Here is a 17,981-nt window from a genome sequence, read left to right on the forward strand (position 1 = left end):
ACCCATGCCTTCCTTGGCCAGGTGGCGAAGCGTCGCGACGTCGTCGTCGGTCAGGATGGTGGCGAGCTTGTCGCGGCGCTCCATCGGCAGGATGCCGGCAAGCGCGTCGAGCTGTAGGGCGCGTCGCATTTCGGTCTCGGCCGAGAGCAGGGATGTCGAGGCCATGGCGGCTCCTGGACGGTCGAGAGGGCCGATTTCGTCGATCGGAGGCCCGGCGGACGTCGCCGGCGACGTTCCGGAGCGCCAGAATCGCCGATTTCCGGGCCGCTGTCCATCACTATCGATAATACATTCTTATCGATAGTGATGGATGCGTTTAAAATGATGCCGGTGTGAAACAAACCAATGGCTATTTGGCTTGGGTATGATATTTTTTAAATGTGAATTCAGATCATTACGACCTTAAGCGCGCGGAGCGCCAAGCCCTGGTTTGCGACTGCGCCGCAGCCGCCGAGACCGCGGCGATCGCGCTTGCGCGCTGCGACGAGCGGCTGGCCCGCGCCGAGCCGATGCTGGCCGAGGGGGCGCGTCAGCGCGGCCACGCCTTTGAGGCCCAGGCCCTGATCGGGCTCGCCGGGGGCCTGTGCCCGCTCGAGGATCTCGTCCTGCACGATGCCGGCATGGATGTGCGCAGCCCGACGCGCGAGATCGCCCGGGCCGCCGCCATGCTCGACGAACGACGGCGCCTGGCCCGACGCGAGCCGGCCGAGGTTTTGAGCGAGAGTGCCCTGCGACTGCGGCTCTGCATTGAAGAATCCCCCGACCCAGATCGGCCGGACAGAGCGACGACTGTGTCGGGGACCGCGAAAGGGGTCACTGCACCCTGGGACCGGATCGATCGTGACGACGACGAGCAGGACCAGGCCGGCGAGGATGACTTGGACCTGGAGAACGAGGACGACGACGCCGATCCAGCCTTCGCAAACATCGACGCGCTGCTGGCGCGGACGCGAAAAAAGCTCGACGCCTGGAACGATTTGTCCTCCGACGCGGGCCGCAAAAACCTAGCCCTGCGCGATCCCGCCTATGACGCCGCCGGGCGGTTCGCGCGCTGGCACCAAATCTTGGAGGAGGGCAAGGGGCTGCCGGCTGCGCTCGCGGCCGCGCTCGCGCTCGATGCCTGGCTTTGGCTCGAGCCGTCGGAACGCGCCGGCGAACTCGGCTTCGCGCTCGCCGCGACCGTGTTGCGGCAGCGCGGGCTGGCGGCGGCGCATTTGCCGGTGGCTGGGGTCGGGCTGAGGCGGGGGAAGTTCCGGTGGAGCCCGCACCAAGCGCTCAGCCTCCGGATCGCGGGGCTGCTTGGCGCTTTTGCCGAGGCGGCCGCGTTTGGTCAGGGGGATCTCGATCGATTGACCTTGGCGCGGACTGTGATGCTTCGGAGGTGTGAAGGGAGGAGGGGGAATTCGAAGCTTGCCGAACTCGTCGACCTGTTCGTCGCCTCGCCATTGGTGACGGTGCAATTGGCGGCGGCGCGCCTGAACGTCACGCCGCAGGCGGTCGAGGCCATGCTGAAAGAACTCGGCGGCAGCCTGCCGCGTGAGCTCACCGGCCGGAAGCGCTATCGGGCGTGGGGGATTGTCTAGACGGTGCCAGGGGGCGCTCCATTGCACCAAAAGCGCGCCGATTGAATATGTGCGACCCCATGTTGTGCTCCACAAGTGGTGCGTCACATTCGCTGCAAAGTAATCTCTCGTCCCTGGGCGCCCTGGCACGTTTCAAGCTGATGAAAGTGCTCGAGAGGTCTCGCCATATAGTTGCATTCTGCCGAGGTTGCCGCCATCCTGTTTCAGCGGCGCGTTGGGGGGATGCATGCGCAATGTGAAGGGAACGCGCCACAGCCTTCGTAGCACGCGCAAGCTGTCAATCATTGCCCAGGATCCTTCCGTCAAAATTGGCGGCCGGATCGTTATCGCGTCGATCGACGTCCCAGCCGAGGAACTCTTGTCGGGTCCACGAGGCTACAGGGTGGCGGTCGTTGACTATGACGTGACGGCCAACGCTTTATATCAGGCGGCGGATCTGCCATCGGGGTTGGACGGGGAATATCACGACCCCTTCCAGGATGCGCCGGACGAAACGCTCCTCACAGATCCGCGATTTCACGCTCAGAATGTGTACGCCATTGCCATGCGAATTCTGGCGCGCTTCGAGTTCGCCCTCGGTCGCCGCGTGCAATGGGGGTGCGAGGGGCACCAGCTCAACATTCTCCCGCATGCCTTCGCCGAACCAAACGCATTTTACTCGCGCGACGACCGTTCGCTGTTTTTCGGCTATTTCGAGAGCTTTCCCGACCAGCAGGGCCACACGCGCACAGTTTTCTCCTGTTTGTCGCACGATGTAATAGCCCACGAGACGACGCACGCGATCCTGGATGGTCTACGCTCTCGGTACCTCGAACCCTCGTCTCCGGACCAGGGCGCCTTTCATGAAGGTCTCGCTGACGTCGTCGCACTGCTATCTGTTTTCGCGCTTCCAGATGTCGTCGGAGCTGCACTTGATGGAGCTACGGGCGCAGCTTTGATTGATCAGTCCCTGCTCGAAAAGGACAAACTGGCCAGTTCGGTCCTTTTCCGCTTGGCGGACGAAATGGGGGAGGAAATGAGTGGTGTGCGCGGCGGCGCGCTTCGCCATTCAATCATGCTGCCGCCGGGCAAGGACTATATGAACGATCCAGAGTTTCAGGAGGTGCACAATCGCGGGGAACTGCTCGTTGCGGGCATGTTGCGATCATTCCTCGATATCTGGGTCAGTCGTCTCAGCCGTATCGGGACCATCGTCGATGGCAAGAAGGATCGGTCGTTGGTTATCGACGAAGGTGCGCGGGCGGCAGACCATCTGCTTACCATGGCCATTCGTGCGATCGATTACTGCCCTCCCGTCGATCTTTCCTTCTCCGATTATCTATCCGCTCTTTTGACGGTCGACCGGGAAGTCGTTCCTGACGACCGTTATGGCTACCGCGACGCGTTGCTTTCGAATTTCAGGGACTTCGGTATCGAACCCAGCGCGCGTGCCGATTCGGATGGCAGTTGGCTGCGTTGCGACGACGAAATGATCTATAGCCGAACGCACTTCGATTCCATGCTACGGGATAACGAAGAGGTTTTCCGCTTCGTCTGGGAGAACCGCAAAGCCCTGAAAATTGGTGACATTGGTTACATTGAGGTGCAATCCGTGCGTCCAAGCGTGCGCATCGCGCCTGACGGTTTCGTTTTGCGCGAGACGATCGCCGAATATGTACAGGTCCTGACGGTCACTGCGGGCGAGCTTCGCCAGGATTTCAACGTAGATGTCCCAGAAGATATAGAATTTTGGCGGCCGCTGCGGCTGCTAGGGGGCGGCACGCTGGTCTTCGACGAATATGGCCAGCTCAAATATCAGATCGCCAATCATCTCTTGAAGGATCGGGGCGATAAGAAGCGGCAGGGCGATCGACTGGCTTACCTCTGGAGGCAAGGTTTTCTCGACAAGAAGAAAGATAGGGCGGGCAATTTCTCCGCGCTGCATTTGGCCCGCAGCGGTGTGCAGGAGCGGGCTGGATGAGACCAAGCCGCGTAGTCATCACCTCTTACCAGGTGGGTTTCGGCGACTGCTTCCTGCTGTCGTTCGAATACACGACTGAGAAACGGCATGTCTTGATCGATTTCGGTTCGACCGGACTGCCCGACGGCATTCCGAAAAACCAGCTCGACCTGATTGCCAACAACATTGCAGAGCGGACAAAGGACCAAAGGCTGGCGGTCGTTGCGACCCACCGCCACAAGGATCACATTTCCGGCTTCACGACAAAGAAGCTGCGACCGTCATCCGGAAAGACGATCGCCGACTTGAAACCCGAGCTGGTTTTGCAGCCGTGGACGGAAGATCCGAAGCTCGCCGTCGATGCCAAAGGCCCGTTGCCGCCTGGCTTCCCCCTCGCTGCCCACCATGTTTCCTCGCTCGCGGCCATGCAGCAGGCGGCCGGCGCGATATTGAGCGAGGTCAAGCGCGTCCGCTATCTGTCGCCGTCGCTGCGCCAGGAGCTCTCTTTCACGGGCGAGAATAATCTCGCCAATCTCGAGGCCGTCAAAAATCTGATGACGATGTCGGCCGCCCGGGAATACGCCAAGGCCGGCGACAAGACCGCGCTCGAAGACCTGCTGCCAGGCGTCAAGGTCGACATCCTCGGGCCGCCATCGATCGAGCAAGCGGAAACGATTACCAAGCAACGCAGCCGTGACCAGGACGAATTCTGGCATCTGATGGCCCACGCCGCTGCCTCCCTGGGACCGACCAGGGCGCAAAAGGTTGCGCCACTCTTCCCGGGCTTCACGGTGGAGCGGTCGGGAGCGCAATTTCCGATCGACGCACGCTGGATCGTCAGCCAGGCGCGGCGTCTGCGCTCCGATCAGATGCTGCGGCTGGTACGCATCCTCGACAATGTGCTGAATAATACGAGCCTGATACTGCTCTTTCGCTGTGGACCGAAGAGTCTTCTCTTTCCGGGCGATGCGCAGATCGAAAACTGGTCTTATGCGCTTAGCCAGGCGACGGTTCGGGAAAAACTCAAGAAAGTCGATCTTTATAAGGTCGGCCATCATGGCAGTCTAAACGCGACGCCGAAGTCGCTTTGGGATTTGTTCGATCAGAAATCTGACGAAGATGGTCCCGATCGTCTCCAGACGTTGATGTCGACGATGGCTCATAAGCACGGGAACGAAGAACGGCGCACCGAGGTTCCCCGTCAAACGCTGGTGCAGGCACTCGACCGTCAGAGCGCGCTCTTCACGACTCAGAGTCTAAAAGAAAACGAGCTTTTTCATGAGACATCGTTCGATTTGTCATGAGTGCAATACCAGACAATTCGTTGAACGACCTGTCTATCGGTGGGCGAAATCTCGTTGTCTGTTGTGATGGAACCTCAAACCAATTTAGCGAGCACCGAGCTAAAGTCGCCAAACTCTGCCGCATTCTGAGCAAGGACCGATATCGGCAGATCATCTATTATCATCCTGGCGTCGGCATAAAAGCCCTCCCGGATTTGTCACAGGTCTTGGAGCCAAAATGCGAAGCTCGCCGGGCTGGCTTTCGGGTACGGACTGAGCCGTTTGAGACGCTGATCGAGCGATGCGCAGACATCGCCGAACGGGCGAACCATGCAGCACGATTGTGGGAGTTGGGGAAGGCGTGGAACTGTATAAAAAGTGGTGTGACGTCACCAGGAAAAAGGACAAGCGCAAGCGCTATTGGACCTATGTCGAGAAGGACGGCGGCCGCGACGAGATTCGCGATGACCTCTCTGAGACTATCCGCTCGCATTATGACCGGCTCGAACGCATCGCCGAGGATGTGGATCGGCTAGGATACAAGGTTGCTGCCAAGATTCTCAGCGAGGCGATGCCGCAGACGCCCAGGGGTCGATCCGGCGATCTCGGCGAGATTCTCGCGACCGAGCTGGTCGAGGAAGAGATCGGGCTTCGTGTCCCTGTGCGCCGTCTCCGCTACAAGGACGGGCGCAACATGGCGATGCGCGGTGACGACTTCATCGGTGCCGGATACGATGAGGCTGGCGAGAAGCTCTGGCTCCTGAAAGGCGAAGCCAAGAGCAACAAGGTGCTCGGCAAGGCCACGGTTACCAGCGCCCGCAAGGTGCTCAACCGCGACAATGGCCGCTGCACGCCCGATTCCCTGTTGTTCGTCGCCAACCGCCTCTTGGAGAGCAGCGACCCGGACGACAACGCGCTGGGCCGCAGCCTCCGTGACCAAGTGGGCCTGAAGTCGCTTCTCGCCGATCGCATCGACCACATGCTTTTCACCGTGTCGGGCAACGGCCCCCATGCCTCTCTGAAGGTGGATCTCGACGCCACAGGAACCAACCGGGACCATTACGTCGTGAACATTCACGTCGAAGACCACCAGGACTTCATCGCGGCCATGTACCAAGAGGCGGAAGATCTTGGAGACGATTGACGAGCTGTCCGCGTTCCTGGCGACCGCGACCGTCGACGGCATCCTTGGGCGCCTGCTTTATCGTGGCGCCGCTTGGTCGCTGATGCGCGAAGAAGGTGTGTTGCCGGCGAATGCGCCGCCCCTTGGCGCGACGATCGAAACCGATCTCGCTGAGCACGGCTTCGCCCTGCTTCGGGGCGCGATGGCCTTGCGTGCTCAGGCCGGTGCGTCGGATCTGACCAGCAAGGCGTTCGAGCGCGCCGCCAACGCCTTCGAAGCCCTGGTGCGCAACGGCGACCCGCAGTCGCCCGATCGCGGATTCCGCCGCACCATCGCCGCCGCTGCCTACCACCTGGCCGGCTTCTCGGCTGTCGCCTATTCGCTCTTCAACGAGACGGCGGACGACCTCAATGCTTCGCCGAGCGAAACGGCGATCCGGCACCTGATCCTGCGCGATCTCGGCCAGCTGCGCAGCTTTGCGCGCGAGTGGTTGGAGGACGAAGCTCACGGCGATGAGCAGATCGCCGCAGCGCTCACGGGCGACGAGCCCGACGTCGACGAGGTGCTCTCGACTATCCTAAACACGACGATCTGCCGGGCCTTGGCGCATTTTGACTTCGGTCTCGAGACCGGCGAGGCCGAGCCGATCGAAAGGGCGCGTGAGTTGCTTGGCACTGCGGTCAGCCTGGCGGATCACGCAGAGAATGTCCCGCTGTGGTGGATATCGAACCTATGCCGTCATCTCATCAACGACCTCTGGCGGCACTCGCTGCACCAGAACCTGCCGACCGAGCCGCCCGAGGGGACGGAGGAGAAATACCCGGACCTGCGACGGCTGTTCATCTCGTCGCTCTACGCCCGCAAGGCGTCCGAGGTGGAGCTATGGCCATCACAGCGCGAAGCGGCCCAGCGTTCCACCGACGTCACCGACGACCTGGTCGTTGCCCTTCCGACCAGCGCCGGCAAGACGCGGGTCGCCGAGATTGCCGCGCTGATGACCTTGTCGTCGGCGCGGCGAGTGCTGATCGTCACGCCATTGCGCGCCTTGTCGGCGCAGACCGAGCGGTCCTTTAGGAAGACCTTCGCCCCACTCGGCTTCAGCGTCTCCTCGCTCTACGGTGCCAGCGGCCTTTCGGCCGGTGATGAAGACGCGCTGCGCTCCCGCGAGATCATCATCGCGACCCCCGAGAAACTCGACTTCGCGCTGAGAAGCGACCCGTCTTTGATTGATGATGTCGGGCTAATCGTCCTGGATGAAGGCCACATGATCGGCCCGAGCGAGCGTGAAATCCGCTACGAGACCCTGGTACAGCGCTTGCTTCGGCGCGCCGATGCGGCGGACCGCCGGCTCGTCTGTCTGTCGGCCGTCCTGCCGAGCGGCGACGAGCTGGACGATCTCACCGCCTGGATTCGCTCCGACGAACCGGGTGAGCCGGTGCGTTCCGACTGGCGCCCGACGCGCCAGCGGTTCGGTGCGCTCACCTGGCGGGGGAAGGACGCACTGCTTCGCCTCGACCTCGACGACAACGGTCCTTTCCTCGACAAGTTCGTCGTTGAGAAACCAGCGAGGGGAAAAGAGAAGAAGCCCTATCCGCGCAAGAACTCACATCTTGCCCTGTTCGCGGCATGGGAGTTTGCGAGCCAAGGCAAACGGACCTTGATCTTCTCCACCCAGGCGAATTGGGTCGAGAGCTACGGCAAACAAGTCGTGGACCTGTGCAAACGTGGCTATCTCGACTCGCTCCTGGAGGACGAGGCAGCGATCGCCCGCGCTCTGGAGATCGGCAAGGAGTGGTTGGGAGAAGACCATCCAGCCGTCGCGTGTCTGAAACAGGGCGTCGCCATCCACCATGGTCGGCTGCCGAGCCCGTTTTTACGCGCGCTGGAAGCCCTTCTGTCCGATGGCGTCCTAAGGGTCATCGTCGCATCGCCGACTCTCTCGCAGGGCCTCAACCTCAACGCTGCCGTGCTTTTGGTGCCCGCTCTATATCGAGCTTCCGAGAAGATCAAAGGCGAGGAGTTCGCGAATGTCGCTGGCCGCGCCGGGCGCGCTTTCGTCGACGTCGAGGGGCTGATTGTCCATGTCATGTTCGACAAGTTGGATTGGCGAAAACGAGAATGGAAGAGGTTGGTCGCTTCCGCCAAGGCCCGCACGCTGAAAAGCGGTCTCATCCAGATCGTCGCCGAGATCCTCGACAGATTGTCGCGCGAGGGCGTCCTGGATCGCGATGATGCGTGGGAATATCTCGCCAATGCCCGTGAGGCCTGGAGATCGCCCGAGGAAGAAGCTGCGGTCGCCGAGCGGCTCGCCGCCGGCGTCGAGTACGAGGCCGACGGTGATGACGATGATGAGGGGGCCGATGACGAGGAAGACGCCATCGACGAGGAGCCGCTTTCGCAAATCGTCGAGCGCCTCGATGCGACCGTGTTCGGCCTGATCGAAGCGCTCGATTCCGATCGCGCCGACTTGCCGAGGCTCTTGGACGAGGCGCTCAAGGGTTCGCTCTGGGCTCGCCAGATCGCCCGCGAAGACGAAGACATCGCCCCACTCCACAAGAAGGTGTTCGAGGCGCGCGCCGATCTCATCTGGAAGACGACGACGGCTCAGGCGCGGCGGGGACATTTTGCCATGGGCGTCGGGCTTGAGGCTGGCCTCGCCATCGACGCCATGGCCGACGAGCTGGCCGCGCTCCTGGACCGGGCTGACAAGGCGGCGTTGAGCGGCTACGTCGACGAACTCAGCGATGCTCTCGGCGTCCTCGGCGAGCACCTGCTGTTCATGCGGCCTTTCATCCCCGACAAGGCGAACACGCTGCCGGCGAATTGGAAGGCCATCCTACGCAGTTGGGTGTCTGGCGAGGATGTCGCCAAGATCGGACCGCAGAACATGCGGGCCGTCGAAAAAGCCTTTACCTATCGTTTGGTCTGGGCGCTGGAGGCTGTCCGTACCCGTCGCATGTCCCTCGGTTGGTCGCCGGAGACGGTGGCGGGCGGCGCTGCAGCGGCAGTCGAAACCGGCGTCCCGCAATTCATGATGTCGATGCTGATCCGCGGGGGCCTTCCGTCACGGCGGGCGGCCATGGCTGCGATCGAGGATGCCAAGCCGGTCTTCGTCACGCCGGCAGAGATGCGGGCCTGGCTCGAATCCGACGAGATCACTGCCTCCACGGACGCCGGCGACTGGCCGACGCCCGAGACCGCTGCACTGTGGGCGCGGTTCCGGACCGAAGCTCTCAGCGGCGGCATCCAGAAATGGTCAGTCGAACACTATAAGCGCCTGCTAGACATTGCCGCCGCCCCGCCTGCCGGCCTCTATCGGGTCGTAACCGACGAAGGTGATGGGCGGACCTGGCTGGTGACGCCCGACTACCAGCGTGTCGCCGCTTTCAAAAAGCCGGCGGTTGATCCCAAGCCCAGCCTATTTTCAGGCCGGTTACCAGGCAACACGAGGCTGGTGGAGGCCTCACGTGTCGGCCGCGGGAAACTGGATTGGCCGACGGCCGACGCGTAGAAGGAGGCTGTAGCCTATGCTCTATGCTTGGGTAGGCGATCAGAAGCGCGCTCCTGCTGAGAAGGGAGAGCGCACGACGTGTCGGGACTGTGGCGGCCTGCTGACCGCCGTCATGCCCGTCGAGAACACGCGCCACTGGCGGCACAAAGCGGGCGACTGCGGCCCCTGGAGCGAGCCCGAGGGACCCTGGCATCTCGGCTGGAAGGAACTCTTTGACATGTCGTGCCGTGAGATAGCGTTGCGCGATCCCACGACCGGCGAACTTCATCGTGCCGATGTCCTGGTCGGTAGCGGCACCCCTAAGGCGACCGTGCTGGAGTGCAGCACTCCTCGATCAGCGAGGACGAGCGTAATGCGCGCGAGGCATTCTATCGACGCGGACATCGGATGTTCTGGCTGGTTCACATCCACAGCGAGAGGTCGTTCCTAGCGACCTATTTCGGCATGTCGCTCGATTTCAAATCCCGCGTCGTCAATCTGGACAGAAGGGAATTCGCGATTATGCGGTGGATGGGGCCGAACAAGCAGTTCGTTGAGAAGTGGAAGCGCGCCGCCGCCCACGTCTTCTTCAATGCGGGTCCGTGCATCTTCTACCTCGCCGGTTCTGGCACTATGTCCCGCCTTGGAGACCCCTTGAAGCGCGGCGAGTTTGCCCTCTGCGCGCTCACTCGCGATGAGTTTGTGCGAGCCGTTCAAGGCGAGGGCGTTCGATCGGCGTAGTTTTCCGTTCAGGGCGTCGACGGAAATACGTGATCGATCCACGAAGCGCACGCAGCCACGACTTCCAGTGCCATTCCCGGCGAGTGGATATCAGTCGTGCCGTGGGACAGTCCATTTCGCAGCGCTATCAGGGCCTCGATAGGGTCGGAGACCATAGTGGGACCGGGCACGAGCGCAGGTAGGACGCCAGCCTTCCTCGCTTTTTCGACGAGATTGCGCAGTGTGCCGCGAGCGGCGCCGCCAGGGCCGTAGAGCCGATGTTTCAGCGCCAGCTCGAACGCGCCGAATACCTGCACTTCGCCGACCACGAAAAGATCGTAGTCGAAGAAGGCGTAGATGATGGTATTTCGAGCACGATCGAAGGCCGCCACCACGTCCGCCGGCGCGGCGCCTGTGAGGCCGACGCTTGCTAGCGCCCCATGGTGGTCCGCGAGCGTCATTCGGCGGGCTGCACCGTTCTCAACGGCATAGAGATCGGCGAAGCGCGGGTCAGGTTGCAGAACACTTTCTACCGTTTTGAAGGCCATATGACCGATCCGATTTGTTCGATACGCGACCGGCTCGTCATAGACCTCATGCGGCCAGGCGGGACTCCTCTTCCACTTCGTTCGACTGCTGCCCGACTGCTTTGGTCAGGCAACGATTGAGCGCCCCTCTCCGGGATTCGCGATCCAAAGCGTACGCCGTCTGCTTGATCTCGATCCCGTCGAGCAGCCCTTGAATATAGCCGGAGAGGGCGTCGGCGGCCATGATAACGGCGGGGGCCAAGCGTATGAATGTGCTTGCTGGTCACGGTCACCTTGGCAAGGCTGAAGCCCTTGCGGGTCCTCGCTCAACCGGGCGCTCATCTCGGACCCAGGTTCGGCGGGCCGATATGTCGTCTAGATCATCAGGCCAAGCTGGTCCGGCTCGTCCTGCGGATCCTCTTCGAAAGACGGCAGCGTCACGCCGATCAAACGAATTCCCTTTTCGGTCAGAAACAGCGGCTCAAGGAAACGTTCGATTGTTCAACTCGCATTCGCTGGAAGGACGACAATCGACTTTTGGAGCGCCTTCAACGGATAGAGCAGAATGATGACATTGTGCGTCGTGTCGAAGGCTTCGCCGACGCATTCATGTGCGTTGCCATTCTTGTCCGTTAGGGAGAAGCCGGTGGGGCGCGTCATTTTACGTCCGATCGGCAGGATTGGCCCCAGAAAGTGATCTGGCGTCACCGCGGCGCATGTGGGCCTTCCAAACTGCGTCACGAAGGAGGGGGAAGGCTCGATGCGACGAACCATCGCCCGGGCACCAGCACCAGCAACATACTCGATCGGTTCCAGGACATAGACGGCGCAGGCGCGGTGGTTGGTGCGGGCGAACTCTCTAGCGGCAGCATAGATCGATGCACCAAAATGCGGTGCCAGCTTGATCGGCGTCTTTAGGCTGAAGGCGCCGTCAGCGGCATGGTTGGCGTATGTGTTGCCCTTGAACAGAATGAAGCGCGCAAAATTGTTAGCTTCGCGCTCGAACTGATCGGATACCTCCGGTGCCAGCGTCTTTTCGCAATCCTGGAAAAAGCGGAACATCTTGCGATGCACCGGTAGGTCGTGATGCGCCGTTTCGTGGAGCGTCAGGAACGTCCGCTTTGCTTTAACAACCTGGTCGTCGATATGGATCAGGCTTTCGGCCGAATCGTAGATGCCAAACACCTTGGCGATGGCCGACTTGATCGTCGTGCCAACTTCCGTCGCCTTGCCCTTGAGATAGGCGAGGATCGCAACCGGGTCGAATGCGCTGGTCGGCGCAAGCTTCACTTTTGCGGCGGCCATAATCTCTTCGAGAGGCACAGGAAAGGTGTTCCATCCGCCAGCGCGATCCATCAACTGTCGCGCGCGTTCCTCGACGATACGAAGATCCGCCGGCGTTAGCGTACTATCATCAGGTTTTGTCACCCGGCTTTTTCCTGTTTCTCATAAATTGAAGATACTGCAGCATTTCAGTTTCTTCGTCTGCAGTTAAGTTATGTTCAGCAAATGTCGCGATGCGGCCATGCCTTTCAGTGTCAGACCGCCCGGCCGTTCCCATTAAATAGCCAGCCATCTCCATCAAATTCTCAAAGCTTATCGCATATAGCTCTGAAAGCGCGTGTAATATATTCGGCGATGGCTGTTGAATTTTATCGTTCTCGATCTGGCTCAGGTACGCGTTCGAAACCTGCTTGTTGGTGGCTTCCTCCACGGCCCGCAGACTCATTTTTCGGTCCATGCGGATGCCAGCGAGATATTGGCCCAGGGTCCTTTTGGTCGTTGCGCGGTCGTCGTTGGGAGTGTGCATGGCGGTTGCCCTCCTGCAAGCTGTTGTTTCTATTCCGATTCTAGCGCGCTACGCTAAGTCGATCAAGCGCGCATTTCATTTGCTTGATATTCTTAGCGCGCTATGTCATGGTGAGTCGTGGCGGGGCGTTGGTGCTCCAAGACGTATCAATGGAGCATCCCATGACTGACAATTTTGACGAGAAGGGCGCCGACCCCGGCGTTGAAGAGATCTACGACGGTATCGTGGACTTGGAAGAATACGCCAAGGCGGGCAAGCGGCCGCCGCTTTCCAAGGGCTATCGCATCCGTGTCAACGGCGACCCGTTCGTCGTGAACGAGCCCAAGCCGACCGGCCGCGCGATCCTGACACTTGCAGGCCTGCTCCCGGCGGAAAACTACACGCTGCGGGTCAAGATGGCCGGCGAAAAGCCGAAGAAGGTCGGTCTCGACGAAAGGGTCGATCTCCGCGGCGCGGGCGTCGAAAAGTTCAAGGCGCTGCCGCGCGATCAGACGGAGGGCTAAGTCCATGACGCTTCGCCGCCAGTTCGACCTGCTGCCGATGGATCACGAATTCCTCGAGGAATTCGGGTTGCCTTGGGAAACGATCGTGGATGGGTCCCAATGGGTTCTCATCCACGATTTCCCGATGCCGCGCGGCTACAATCACGCGACAGCAACGGCGGCGATCCGCATCGAAACCGGCTATCCCAATACCGGACTAGACATGGTGTATTTCTCGCCCTTCCTGACGCGCAGCGATGGCAAGCCGATCGGCGCCACCGAAGTGCTCCAGTCGCTTGATGGCAAAAACTATCAGCGCTGGTCGCGGCACCGGACGGGGGAAAACCCCTGGAAGATCGGCCGCGATCATATCGGCACGCATGTCATTCTGATCGAGGATTGGTTGGACAGGGAGTTTGAAAAATGCCCCTCCCTGTGACGCTGGCCATGTCAGGTGATCAGCACGAACACCTGAAAAGCTTTCTGTTTCCGGGCGACGGCAACGAGGCCGTCGCTTTCCTGCTCTGCACACGCCGCGATGGTGATCGACGTCATCGTCTGATCGTGCGCGAAATCCATGGCGTGCCTTACGAAGACTGCGAGGTGCGTTCCCCTGTCCGCGTCACATGGTCCACCGATTACATCGCGCCAATTCTGGATCGCGCTGCGGCTGAAGGTCTTTCTGTCGTAAAGGTCCATAGCCACCCCGGCGGCCTTGCTGCCTTCTCAATGACTGACGACAAAAGCGATCAGCAGCTGTTGCCCATGATCCGCGGCTGGGTTGAAGCGGATGTCCCGCACGGCAGCGTCGTCATGCTGCCCTGCGGTCAGATGTTCGGCCGCTTCCTGAATGCCGCGAAAGAGCTTGTTCCGATCGACTGCATCAGCGTCGCGGCGGATGACCTTCATTTCTGGTATGCGGACGCAGGCAGCAAGGCGCTCCCCAGCTTCGTTGCGTCGCATGCCCAGGCTTTCGACAAAGGCACGATCGAACGTTTTGGGCGATTGTCCTTCGCGGTAATCGGCGCATCCGGCACCGGTAGCCCCACCATCGAGCAGCTTGTCCGCCTTGGCGCGGGTGAAATCGTCGCCGTTGACGACGACCATATCGAAGACCGCAACGTCAATCGCATCATCAATTCCACGATGGCGGATGCAGCTCTGGGACGTGCCAAGGTCGATGTGATTGGCGATGCTGTCGAACGCATGGGGCTCGGCACCCGCTTCATACGCGTGGCCAGGAATCTGTGGGATGCCGAAACCATCCGGCAGGTCGCTCAGTGCGATGTCATTTTCGGCTGCATGGATACGGTCGATGGCCGCTATCTGCTCAACGCCATCGCCTCCTATTACTGCATCCCCTATTTCGACATCGGCGTCCGGCTCGACGCTGTTCCGAACCCGCACGGCGCTGCGCGCATACGCGAAGTTTGCGGCACGGTGAATTATCTTCGACCTGGGCGCTCCAGCCTGGTCAGCCGCGAACTTTTCTCGATGAAGGATGTCGCTGCCGCTGGGCTGCGCCGCAATGATCCCGCCGCCCATGACCGACAGGTTGAGGATGGATACATTCGCGGCGTGGTCGGGCACCGCCCTGCGGTGATCAGCGTCAACATGTACGCTTCCGCGCTCGCGGTGAATGAGCTGCTTGCCCGTCTGCATCCTTTCCGCGAGCAGCCCAACGGCGCCTATGCTGCCGTTACGTTCAGCATGGCGAGCATGGAGCTGATCTACGATCCCGATGAAGGGATTTGCGACATTCTTGGCGGCAAGGTTGGCCATGGCGACACGAGGCCGCTGCTTGGTTTGATGGAACTCGCGGAAAGGCGCAGCGCATGAACTGGCTGCGCAAATTTTTTCAGAGAGCGTATCAGCGCGCCTACGATTGGCTGGTTCCACCGTATGCCACCGTCCTCGTACAGGACGCGTTGCCCAAGACGCTCAAGCGCCGAACGCTCTACGTCGTCCAGGAAGATGGGTTCGAAGAGCAGGCGGCCATGATTTGCCCGTGCGGTTGCAAGGCGACGTTGCAGATGAATCTGCTGACCGATGAAAGGCCATGCTGGCGGGTAACGCAGCATGGCGACGGCACGGCGAGCTTGCACCCTTCCGTCTGGCGTAAAAAAGACTGCAAGTCCCATTTCTGGTTCCGGCGCGGCCGGGTGAAGTGGTGTTAGGCACGTTCAACCGCCATAAAATCAGAAATCGACGTCTCGCTTTTGGTAGCGATTGCGCGACACATCGAATTCCGTCGTGTCGAAGCTGACTTTACCCACCTGGTGGACGGTCAGCGATTTCATATCGCATCCTGCCTGTAAGCCCTCAGCGATCGTGGTTGTCGACTGCGGTCAAGTTGGATGGGCCGGGTCACCACCGTCCTTTTCATTCCCGACTGGACAATCCATCCAGCCACAATCGATACGCGAAGATCCGGGTCGGCGTCAGCCATTCAATGGCGCTGCCCGTCGAATGGTCTTGATTGTCAGAAAAATACACGCTATTTTCTGACACATGAAAACCGTCGCCCTGTCAGTCTCGGATCGGATTATGAAGCGCGCCCGTGCCAGTGGGCGCGGGAGCGTCTTCACGCCCAGTGATTTTCTTGATGTCGCCGGACGTGCTGCGGTCGATCAGGCCCTGTCGCGCATGGTGAAAGGCGGCAAAATGCGACGCCTCGTCCGGGGCCTTTACGATTTCCCCAAGATGCACGCAAAGCTCGGCGCATTGTCGCCGGCTCCCGATGATGTGGCGCAAGCCTTGGCCCGCGAGACTGGATCCCAGGTGCAGATCGCCGGAGCACGGGCGGCGAATGCGTTGGGACTTTCTACCCAGGTTCCAGCCAAAAGCACCTATCTCACCGATGGACCGTCGAGGCGCGTCGTCCTCGGAAAGCGCGTTATCGATCTGCGCCATGCTTCGCCCAAACACCTGATCGCGCCGGGCAGTCCGGCAGGGACGGTCGTTCAGGCCTTGCGGCATCTGGGACCCGTCGGAGCGGCGGATATCATGCAAGTGGCATCCCATAAATTGTCGCTCGGCGATAAGAAGATGCTTGGCAATAGCGCTGTTCAGGCCCCGGCCTGGATGAGGCCGACACTGGTGTCGATCGCCCAGGCTGCGTCCGGGGCGATCGATGGATAAGGTCGCCGTCTCAAAGCGCTCCGATCGCGCCGCCTTGTTCGGCCAGACCGGAGCATCGCTTGGTGTTGCGAACACGATCATCGAAAAGGACTTCTGGGTTTGCTGGACTCTGAAGCGGCTGTTCGAGCGGCGGGAAGAAGGCGCTCCAACGCTTGTGTTCAAGGGCGGAACGTCCCTGTCCAAGGCATTTGGCGCAATTCGCCGCTTCTCCGAAGATCGACTTGTCTTTCGATCGGGCGGATCTCGGCTACAAGGGCGAACGTGATCCGGAACAGGAAGGCTTGAGCGGGAAGGCTGCGGGAAAGCTCATCGAAGCGCTGATGGGTGACGTCGAGAGGCATATTGCTGAAACGCTCATGCCGGCGCTGCATAAAGCCATCGCCGAACACCTCGGAGAATCGGGGGCCAGCGGCTGGACGCTGGAGATCGACGGCAACGATCGACAAACGGTCAACTTTCACTATCCGACCGCGCTCACAGAAAGCGACTATGCCGGCATGGCCTACATCACGCCGAGGGTGAAGCTCGAATTCGGTGCTCGCGGTGACCCATGGCCTACCGAACAGCGTAGCATCCATCCATACGCTGCCGACGAGTTTCCGGACTTCTTCGAGAGCCCAGCCTGCACCGTGACCGTGCTTTCTGCGCGGCGGACATTCTGGGAGAAGGCGACGGCGCTGCACGCCGAGTATCATCGGCCGACTGACAACGCGACGCCGCAATATTTCTCGCGTCACTATTACGACGTCGCGATGCTCCTTGAAACCGATGATGGGCAGGCTGCGGCCACAGATTTCGAACTCCTCGAGCAGGTGGTCAAGCACAAGGCGGTCTTCTTCCGATCAGGTTGGGCAAACTACGACACCGCCCGACCCGGCACCCTGAAACTGGTGCCCTCAGTGGCGAGACAAAAGGATCTGCGCGCTGACTATCGCGACATGGCGCCCATGATGTTCGACGACCAGCCGCTCGCGTTCGAGGAGATTCTCGCGCGAATTCAAAGGCTGGAAGACGCGATCAACCGGTGAGCCATTTGACGGCCTTGGATGAAACGGGTTTGTCCAATGCGACGCGCGCTCGCATGCATAGATCGCTGGGCACCTCTCGGCGATGTAACGAGGCATCCCAACATCGCCGCCGCCATCCTCGACCGGCTTGTTCACAACGCCTACCGCATCGACCTCAAGGGCGAGAGCCTGCGAAAGACCAAACAAAGCACCATTGCTCAGCCAGCAGCTTGACCTCCGCCCAACCGCAAAACAGCATCCCGTAGACCCATGCGAATGACGCCAAGAGTGGCCTGCTTCAGATCGGAATCTCCGGCCGGCTTCATCGGTATCCGCATCGGAGAGCGAAGCCAAGGACAGCCCGTGCCCCTCACGGAGGCTGCCGATAGGGCCTTTACGATGCCAAGTGCGCGGGAAACGGCTGGCGCATTTAGGAGAGCGCGTGACGCGGGCATTCTGGCTGAGGCCGCTTCAGCGTAAGCTGGCTTCGCCGTCCTCGCTGTCCATCAGCTTGTCGAGTGCCAGGATCGAGGTGACTAGGGCAAGGCGCGCCGCCCGCACGCTGACGCCGGCCAGCCGCTCCTTCTGCCCTGCCGCCGCGAGGAACTCGTCGAGCATGTCCGGGCAGTGTCGGACGAGCTCTAGGAAATGGTCGCCCGACGGTGCGTTCTTGGCGACGAACCAGTTCTTGACGGTGCGCTCTCCGGCGCCCGTCCAGCGTGCCACCACCTTGATGGCGGATGACCTCTCGCCGAGTGCCCGGCACAGCACGTTCGCGACGAGCTTGGCGAACTTCTCGTCGCTTGCTCTGCCATTTGGAAAAACCTTGCCCGTCTCGGGAAAAGACATTCCGACCTCCCGCCCGTTGAATGCGCC

The 17,981-nt window shown here is 60.9% G+C and carries 18 protein-coding genes and 3 pseudogenes; 15 read left to right on the forward strand and 6 right to left on the reverse strand.

Annotated elements, in window-relative coordinates:
* Nucleotides 1-165: pseudogene (locus AE618_RS28865) on the reverse strand (integrase); the annotation flags it as partial.
* A gap of 215 nt (nt 166-380) precedes the next feature.
* Here AE618_RS28865 and AE618_RS20950 point away from each other — a divergent pair.
* From AE618_RS20950 to AE618_RS28870, 7 genes and pseudogenes are all read left to right on the forward strand, one after another.
* The gene (locus AE618_RS20950) at nt 381-1,583 is read left to right on the forward strand and encodes an RHE_PE00001 family protein (protein WP_054211033.1); all 1,203 of its coding nucleotides are present in this window, start codon (nt 381-383) and stop codon (nt 1,581-1,583) included.
* A 226-nt stretch (nt 1,584-1,809) separates the two neighbouring features.
* Nucleotides 1,810-3,543: a hypothetical protein gene (locus tag AE618_RS20955; protein WP_054211034.1), complete on the forward strand. Its 1,734-nt coding sequence runs from the start codon at nt 1,810-1,812 to the stop codon at nt 3,541-3,543.
* Nucleotides 3,540-4,826 carry a hypothetical protein gene (locus AE618_RS20960; RefSeq protein ID WP_054211035.1) on the forward strand — a complete coding sequence of 429 codons (1,287 nt, stop codon included), beginning with the start codon at nt 3,540-3,542 and terminating at the stop codon, nt 4,824-4,826. The genes AE618_RS20955 and AE618_RS20960 overlap by 4 nt, the downstream gene beginning before the upstream one ends.
* Nucleotides 4,823-5,002: pseudogene (locus tag AE618_RS29285) on the forward strand (phospholipase effector Tle1 domain-containing protein); the annotation flags it as partial. The gene AE618_RS20960 and the pseudogene AE618_RS29285, both read left to right, overlap by 4 nt.
* Nucleotides 5,003-5,166: 164 nt before the next feature.
* Nucleotides 5,167-5,949 carry a HamA C-terminal domain-containing protein gene (locus tag AE618_RS20965; protein WP_054211036.1) on the forward strand — a complete coding sequence of 261 codons (783 nt, stop codon included), beginning with the start codon at nt 5,167-5,169 and terminating at the stop codon, nt 5,947-5,949.
* Entirely contained in the window at nt 5,936-9,439 is a 3,504-nt protein-coding gene (locus AE618_RS20970) for a DEAD/DEAH box helicase (RefSeq protein ID WP_054211037.1), read from the forward strand. Before AE618_RS20965 ends, AE618_RS20970 begins: the two co-directional genes overlap by 14 nt.
* Nucleotides 9,440-9,757: 318 nt before the next feature.
* Nucleotides 9,758-10,159: a hypothetical protein gene (locus AE618_RS28870; protein ID WP_248310964.1), complete on the forward strand. Its 402-nt coding sequence runs from the start codon at nt 9,758-9,760 to the stop codon at nt 10,157-10,159.
* Between the two features lie 8 nt (nt 10,160-10,167).
* Here AE618_RS28870 and AE618_RS20980 read toward each other — a convergent pair whose 3' ends face one another.
* The 4 genes from AE618_RS20980 to AE618_RS20995 all read right to left on the reverse strand — a co-directional run bounded on the left by AE618_RS20980 (nt 10,168) and on the right by AE618_RS20995 (nt 12,475).
* Nucleotides 10,168-10,686 carry a hypothetical protein gene (locus AE618_RS20980; RefSeq protein ID WP_054211038.1) on the reverse strand — a complete coding sequence of 173 codons (519 nt, stop codon included), beginning with the start codon at nt 10,684-10,686 and terminating at the stop codon, nt 10,168-10,170.
* Between the two features lie 46 nt (nt 10,687-10,732).
* The gene (locus AE618_RS20985; RefSeq protein ID WP_197280848.1) at nt 10,733-10,909 is read right to left on the reverse strand and encodes a hypothetical protein; all 177 of its coding nucleotides are present in this window, start codon (nt 10,907-10,909) and stop codon (nt 10,733-10,735) included.
* Nucleotides 10,910-11,166: 257 nt separating this feature from the next.
* On the reverse strand, nt 11,167-12,093 hold the full coding sequence (locus tag AE618_RS20990) for an ImmA/IrrE family metallo-endopeptidase (protein ID WP_054211040.1): 927 nt from the start codon (nt 12,091-12,093) through the stop codon (nt 11,167-11,169).
* Entirely contained in the window at nt 12,080-12,475 is a 396-nt protein-coding gene (locus AE618_RS20995; RefSeq protein WP_082365442.1) for a helix-turn-helix domain-containing protein, read from the reverse strand. The genes AE618_RS20990 and AE618_RS20995 overlap by 14 nt, the downstream gene beginning before the upstream one ends.
* 149 nt (nt 12,476-12,624) lie before the next feature.
* Between AE618_RS20995 and AE618_RS21000 the strand changes: the two genes are divergently transcribed.
* From AE618_RS21000 to AE618_RS28575, 8 genes and pseudogenes are all read left to right on the forward strand, one after another.
* Entirely contained in the window at nt 12,625-12,978 is a 354-nt protein-coding gene (locus AE618_RS21000) for a multiubiquitin domain-containing protein (RefSeq protein ID WP_197280849.1), read from the forward strand.
* Between the two features lie 4 nt (nt 12,979-12,982).
* Complete coding sequence (locus tag AE618_RS21005; protein WP_054211042.1) at nt 12,983-13,396, forward strand: E2/UBC family protein; 414 nt, start codon at nt 12,983-12,985, stop codon at nt 13,394-13,396.
* Entirely contained in the window at nt 13,381-14,796 is a 1,416-nt protein-coding gene (locus AE618_RS21015) for a ThiF family adenylyltransferase (RefSeq protein ID WP_082365444.1), read from the forward strand. The genes AE618_RS21005 and AE618_RS21015 overlap by 16 nt, the downstream gene beginning before the upstream one ends.
* Nucleotides 14,793-15,134 carry a DUF6527 family protein gene (locus AE618_RS21020; RefSeq protein WP_054211045.1) on the forward strand — a complete coding sequence of 114 codons (342 nt, stop codon included), beginning with the start codon at nt 14,793-14,795 and terminating at the stop codon, nt 15,132-15,134. Before AE618_RS21015 ends, AE618_RS21020 begins: the two co-directional genes overlap by 4 nt.
* Before the next feature lie 334 nt (nt 15,135-15,468).
* Nucleotides 15,469-16,098 (forward strand): DUF6088 family protein, encoded by a 630-nt coding sequence (locus tag AE618_RS21025; RefSeq protein WP_248310965.1) that lies wholly within the window; start codon nt 15,469-15,471, stop codon nt 16,096-16,098.
* Nucleotides 16,091-16,363: a nucleotidyl transferase AbiEii/AbiGii toxin family protein gene (locus tag AE618_RS29170; RefSeq protein ID WP_349236441.1), complete on the forward strand. Its 273-nt coding sequence runs from the start codon at nt 16,091-16,093 to the stop codon at nt 16,361-16,363. Before AE618_RS21025 ends, AE618_RS29170 begins: the two co-directional genes overlap by 8 nt.
* A complete protein-coding gene (locus AE618_RS21030) occupies nt 16,320-17,126 on the forward strand; it encodes a nucleotidyl transferase AbiEii/AbiGii toxin family protein (protein ID WP_349236442.1) in 807 nt (268 codons plus the stop codon). Before AE618_RS29170 ends, AE618_RS21030 begins: the two co-directional genes overlap by 44 nt.
* A gap of 57 nt (nt 17,127-17,183) precedes the next feature.
* Nucleotides 17,184-17,339: pseudogene (locus AE618_RS28575) on the forward strand (ATP-binding protein); the annotation flags it as partial.
* 237 nt (nt 17,340-17,576) lie between these two features.
* On the opposite strand, the gene AE618_RS21035 reads toward AE618_RS28575, so the two are convergent.
* The gene (locus AE618_RS21035) at nt 17,577-17,954 is read right to left on the reverse strand and encodes a hypothetical protein (RefSeq protein ID WP_054211047.1); all 378 of its coding nucleotides are present in this window, start codon (nt 17,952-17,954) and stop codon (nt 17,577-17,579) included.
* Between the last annotated feature and the right edge of the window lie 27 nt (nt 17,955-17,981).

Source organism: Allobosea vaviloviae, from assembly GCF_001298265.1.
GTDB classification, from domain to species: Bacteria; Pseudomonadota; Alphaproteobacteria; order Rhizobiales; family Beijerinckiaceae; genus Allobosea; species Allobosea vaviloviae_B.

Excerpts from the sequence above, each read along its gene's own strand:
- AE618_RS20955 (WP_054211034.1), top strand. The coding sequence starts at position 1,810 with ATGCGCAATGTGAAGGGAACGCGCCACAGCCTTCGTAGCACGCGCAAG.
- AE618_RS20960 (WP_054211035.1), top strand. The coding sequence starts at position 3,540 with ATGAGACCAAGCCGCGTAGTCATCACCTCTTACCAGGTGGGTTTCGGC.
- AE618_RS20980 (WP_054211038.1), bottom strand. The coding sequence starts at position 10,686 with ATGGCCTTCAAAACGGTAGAAAGTGTTCTGCAACCTGACCCGCGCTTC.
- AE618_RS20985 (WP_197280848.1), bottom strand. The coding sequence starts at position 10,909 with ATGGCCGCCGACGCCCTCTCCGGCTATATTCAAGGGCTGCTCGACGGG.
- AE618_RS20995 (WP_082365442.1), bottom strand. The coding sequence starts at position 12,475 with ATGCACACTCCCAACGACGACCGCGCAACGACCAAAAGGACCCTGGGC.
- AE618_RS21000 (WP_197280849.1), top strand. The coding sequence starts at position 12,625 with ATGGAGCATCCCATGACTGACAATTTTGACGAGAAGGGCGCCGACCCC.
- AE618_RS21005 (WP_054211042.1), top strand. The coding sequence starts at position 12,983 with ATGACGCTTCGCCGCCAGTTCGACCTGCTGCCGATGGATCACGAATTC.
- AE618_RS21015 (WP_082365444.1), top strand. The coding sequence starts at position 13,381 with ATGCCCCTCCCTGTGACGCTGGCCATGTCAGGTGATCAGCACGAACAC.
- AE618_RS21020 (WP_054211045.1), top strand. The coding sequence starts at position 14,793 with ATGAACTGGCTGCGCAAATTTTTTCAGAGAGCGTATCAGCGCGCCTAC.
- AE618_RS21025 (WP_248310965.1), top strand. The coding sequence starts at position 15,469 with ATGAAAACCGTCGCCCTGTCAGTCTCGGATCGGATTATGAAGCGCGCC.
- AE618_RS29170 (WP_349236441.1), top strand. The coding sequence starts at position 16,091 with ATGGATAAGGTCGCCGTCTCAAAGCGCTCCGATCGCGCCGCCTTGTTC.
- AE618_RS21035 (WP_054211047.1), bottom strand. The coding sequence starts at position 17,954 with ATGTCTTTTCCCGAGACGGGCAAGGTTTTTCCAAATGGCAGAGCAAGC.